The organism is Gryllotalpicola sp. (assembly GCF_027352875.1).
In the GTDB taxonomy this organism is placed as follows: Bacteria; Actinomycetota; Actinomycetes; order Actinomycetales; family Microbacteriaceae; genus Gryllotalpicola.
This window is the reverse complement of sequence record NZ_DAIEII010000031.1, coordinates 1-3,829: the sequence shown is the minus strand read 5'-3', so window position 1 is coordinate 3,829 and position 3,829 is coordinate 1. Positions and strand designations below refer to the sequence as shown.

The window sequence follows — 3,829 nt, the reverse complement described above, 5'->3', positions numbered from 1 at the left end:
TCCGGGTCGCAGACGCCGGGCGCGTAGAGGCAGTCGGCGCCGGCCGCGGCGTACGCTCGGAGGCGGTTGAGCACCTCCTCGATGCCTTCGCGACCGACCCAGAAACCCTCGGCGCGACCCACGAGCAGCACACCGCTGTCGCCGATCGCCTCGCGCGCGGCCTGAATCCGCTCGACGGCGAGCGGCAGCTCGTAGATCGCGTTGTCCCGCCGGTCGGCGGCATCTTCGATCGAGAGCCCCGCGACTCCCGTGGCGACGCACAGGCGGACGTTCGCGGCGACGCCGTCGGGATCGCCGGCATAGCCGTTCTCGAAATCGGCGTTCACGGGAAGGTCGGTCGCGTCCACCAGCTCCTCGATGTGAGCGAGCATCTCGTCGCGGCCCACGCGGCCGTCGGCGACGCCGCGCGAGAACGCGTACCCGGCCGACGTGGTGGCGATGGCCGCGAAGCCGAGGTGTCGGAGATAGCGCGCGCTGCCGACGTCCCACGGGTTCGGCAGGGCGAAGCAACCCTCGCGATGAAGATCGCGGAAGACCTGACGCCGCTTCTCGAACTCTGTCATGTGCTGCGCCTCCCGGTGTGCCTGGCGGATCCGATTCGCGAACGCAGAAGGATAACGAGGCTCCGTCTCATCGGGGCCGATCGTAGCAGCCCGACAGGTCCAGTCAAGCGTGGGCGAGAGGCGGATCGGGGTGACACAGGCCGAGGGAGGTGTCCAAGCCGGGTGATCGGCGAGAGTAAAGGGGGTGAGAGCCCTGCCCGGCAGGCCGGTCGGGCCAGGCTCTCGCCATCGCGCCCGCGCCATGCGCGCGGGGAGGCTGGCCGCCTTAGAAGACGAAATGGTGAGATGGTGATAGCCGGTACCGATTGGCTCGGAGAGGTTGCCTGATCGCCACCGATGCGTTCTCGAAGCGGCCGACCAACGCGAGAAGGTGCGATGCCCTACCCGGGGTCGATCCTTTGTCGTACGATTGTGGTGAAAGAGCCGCGACGGCAAACAAGCAAAGGGGCGCGAAGGAGGGAGTTCGCCGTGCTGACCTTCGACACCGTTGAGAGCAAGAGGCGCGGGTATGCCATCGCCTGGGGAGGTTGCGCACTTACGGGCGGCGGCTTCGTCCTCTTCATCACGTTGCTGTGGGGGCAGGCTCTGCCCGCGGCTGCGATGATGATCGCGGGAGTCATCATGGCCGTGGTTGGAATCGCCAGGGGGTCCCTGTCTCTCGGCGCCGGGGTCCGGCCGGGTGAGGGGCCGGCCGCCGACTGTGTTGGACCCGAGGCCCCTTCACCGCCGAGGCCGAGCTGGCGCGCGCCGATCGATGCCGGAGAAGGAGCCGGCAATCGAGATGTGGCCGCCGGCCCAGCGCCATGCCGCTCTCGCGCCCTTCTCGCGGTCCCGCTCGCTCTGGCGCTCGCACTGTGCGGCCTTCTCGTCTGGGTGCTGTCGCTCCTCGGCCAGCAGTGACGGCGATGGCCGACGTCTTCCGGCGGCACGGCATGACGGTGGCCGAGGCTCCGCCCACGCCGCAACGCCCAGCCGGACGACTCTCGTCCTGGATCGGCCACGCCCGAGGGAATGGTCCGCAGGGCGAGGCCCCGCCCGCTCGACACTCTCGCCTTCGACGTCCAGGGCGCCATGTTCGCACGTGGCCGAACGGCCGCCGCCCGGCGCGGGAGATCCCGGCGCGATGCGTCGCCCGTATCCGTCGCGAGCTCCGTAACGTCGCGACCACGCAGGTTCGCATCATGTGGGAGTTGGGCCTGGGTCACCTTCCGCAGCATCAGTACCTGATACTCGCTGCCGATGTGCCGCGCTCACGGTTCAGCTACGTGCGTGCCTGGTACCAGTTCTGCCCGCTGGTCGACGTTTGTCAACTTCACCGTACCTATCGGCGAGCGCCGGCCTCTGACGATCATCGCCGATGTCTTGTGGGTGGCATGCAGCAATAGGTGAGCACGAAATGCTAGAGTCAAACCGTGCTTCCCGAGTATTGCGCGATCGTCGGTGCCATCATCGGTTCGCTCGGCGGCTGCTATTACCTGTACGAGACCATCGTCGGCAACGCCCAGCCCAACCGCATCACGTGGCTGCTTTGGGGCATCTTCCCGATGGTCATCTTCGTGGCGCAAAGGGCGCAAGGCGTCGAGGGTTTGTCGTGGGCGTCGTTTGTCGCCGGCTTTACGCCGTTGCTTGTCGTCGCTGCATCCTTCTTCAACAAGAATGCCTTTTGGAAGAGCGAACCGCGCGACTACTACCTGATGGCAGCGGCTATCATCGGGATCATTCTCTGGGCCATGACCGACAATCCGAACCTGGCCTTACTGTTCTCGCTGCTGGCCGATATGCTGGCGGGCACGCCGACACTCATCAAGGCGTTTCGCCATCCTCATTCCGAGAGTTGGGTTGCCTATGCTATCAGCACGTTCGGCTTCGGAATATGCGTTCTCTCGGTGCACGCCTACAACTTTGCAAGTACCACGTTCGTTGCCTACCTCTTTGTCCTCAACGGCGCCTTGGCGGTGCTGGCCTCCCGGGGACGTGCGCATAGACAGACAGCTGCCTAGGTGTTCCCGCGATGTCGGCAGTAGTGTGCAGTACGTGTACCTGATCACGATCTCGCCGTGTTCGGCCTACCCTCACGCAGCAGCGAATCCATGGTCCCGAAGAGCCGGATGCGGGACACCGGCACGTCCAGATCTGTGGGGGGCCGGGGAGGGGAACCTCCGCGGCCTACCCGACAGCTGTCACCGGCAGCCTGCGGTGCGAGGCGCGGCCTCGCGATCGCCTCTTTGGGCGCTTCGCCCAGCCTCTTCCTCCGGAGGCCGGCGTTCACCCGTCTTCGACTGACCCGCTCCGGGTGCTACCATGCCGCAAGGTTCGAAAGGGAATTCCTATCGTTTGGCGCGTGCCGGGGTGCGCCGGCGCGCCGTCGAGCAGACGCACGGAGGAACTCAATGGCCGAAGCATTCATCTACGACGCCATTCGCACGCCACGAGGCAAGGGCAAGAAGGACGGTGCACTGCACGAGGTCAAACCGATCTCCCTGGTGACCGGCCTCATGGACGCGATGCGGGCGCGCAACCCCGAACTCGATCCCGCACTCATCGACGACGTCGTGCTCGGCTGCGTGACGCCCGTCGGGGACCAGGGCTGCAACATCGCCAGGACCGCGGCCCTCGCGGCGGGGTTGCCTGTCACGGTGGCGGGCATGCAGCTCAACCGCTTCTGCGCCTCGGGGCTCGAGGCCATCAATATCGCGGCCCAGAAGGTACTGTCGGGGTTCGAGGATTTCGTTCTCGCCGGCGGCGTCGAATCGATGTCGCGCTGCACGATGGGAATGGACGGCGGCGTGTGGCCCCTCGATCCGATGACCAATTACGAGACCGGCTTTGTCCCGCAGGGCATCGGCGCAGACCTCATCGCCACGATCGAGGGCTTCTCGCGCGAGGACGTGGACCGCTTCGCGATGACCTCCCAGCGGCGCGCCGCCACCGCGCGTGAGAAGGGGTACTTCGCGCGCAGCATCGCTCCGGTCAGGGATCGCAACGGCTTGACCATACTTGCGGCCGATGAGCACATCAGACCGGACACGACGATGGAGACGCTGGGAACGCTCGAGCCCGCGTTCGCGATGATGGGCGAGGCGGGCGGCTTCGACGCCGTTGCGCTGCAGAAGTACCACTGGGTGGAGGCCATCAATCACGTGCACACCGCCGGCAACTCGTCGGGCATCGTGGACGGCGCGGCGCTCCTGCTGGTCGGCTCCGACGAGCGCGGGCGCGAGGTCGGACTCACGCCACGGGCGCGCGTCGTCTCCATGGGGGTATCC

4 protein-coding genes are annotated in these 3,829 nt (G+C 66.6%); 3 read left to right on the top strand and 1 reads right to left on the bottom strand.

Features of this window, described 5'->3' with window-relative positions:
- The coding region (locus tag M7D61_RS04240) for an isocitrate lyase/phosphoenolpyruvate mutase family protein (protein WP_298227937.1) at positions 1-563 on the bottom strand (563 nt) is incomplete at its 3' end.
- Positions 564-1,031: 468 nt separating this feature from the next.
- On the opposite strand from M7D61_RS04240, the gene M7D61_RS04235 reads away from it, so the two are divergent.
- The 3 genes from M7D61_RS04235 to M7D61_RS04225 all read left to right on the top strand — a co-directional run.
- Positions 1,032-1,463 (top strand): hypothetical protein, encoded by a 432-nt coding sequence (locus M7D61_RS04235; protein ID WP_298227935.1) that lies wholly within the window; start codon positions 1,032-1,034, stop codon positions 1,461-1,463.
- 512 nt (positions 1,464-1,975) lie between these two features.
- Complete coding sequence (locus M7D61_RS04230; RefSeq protein WP_298227934.1) at positions 1,976-2,563, top strand: hypothetical protein; 588 nt, start codon at positions 1,976-1,978, stop codon at positions 2,561-2,563.
- Positions 2,564-2,953: 390 nt separating this feature from the next.
- The coding region (locus M7D61_RS04225) for an acetyl-CoA C-acyltransferase (RefSeq protein ID WP_298227932.1) at positions 2,954-3,829 on the top strand (876 nt) is incomplete at its 3' end.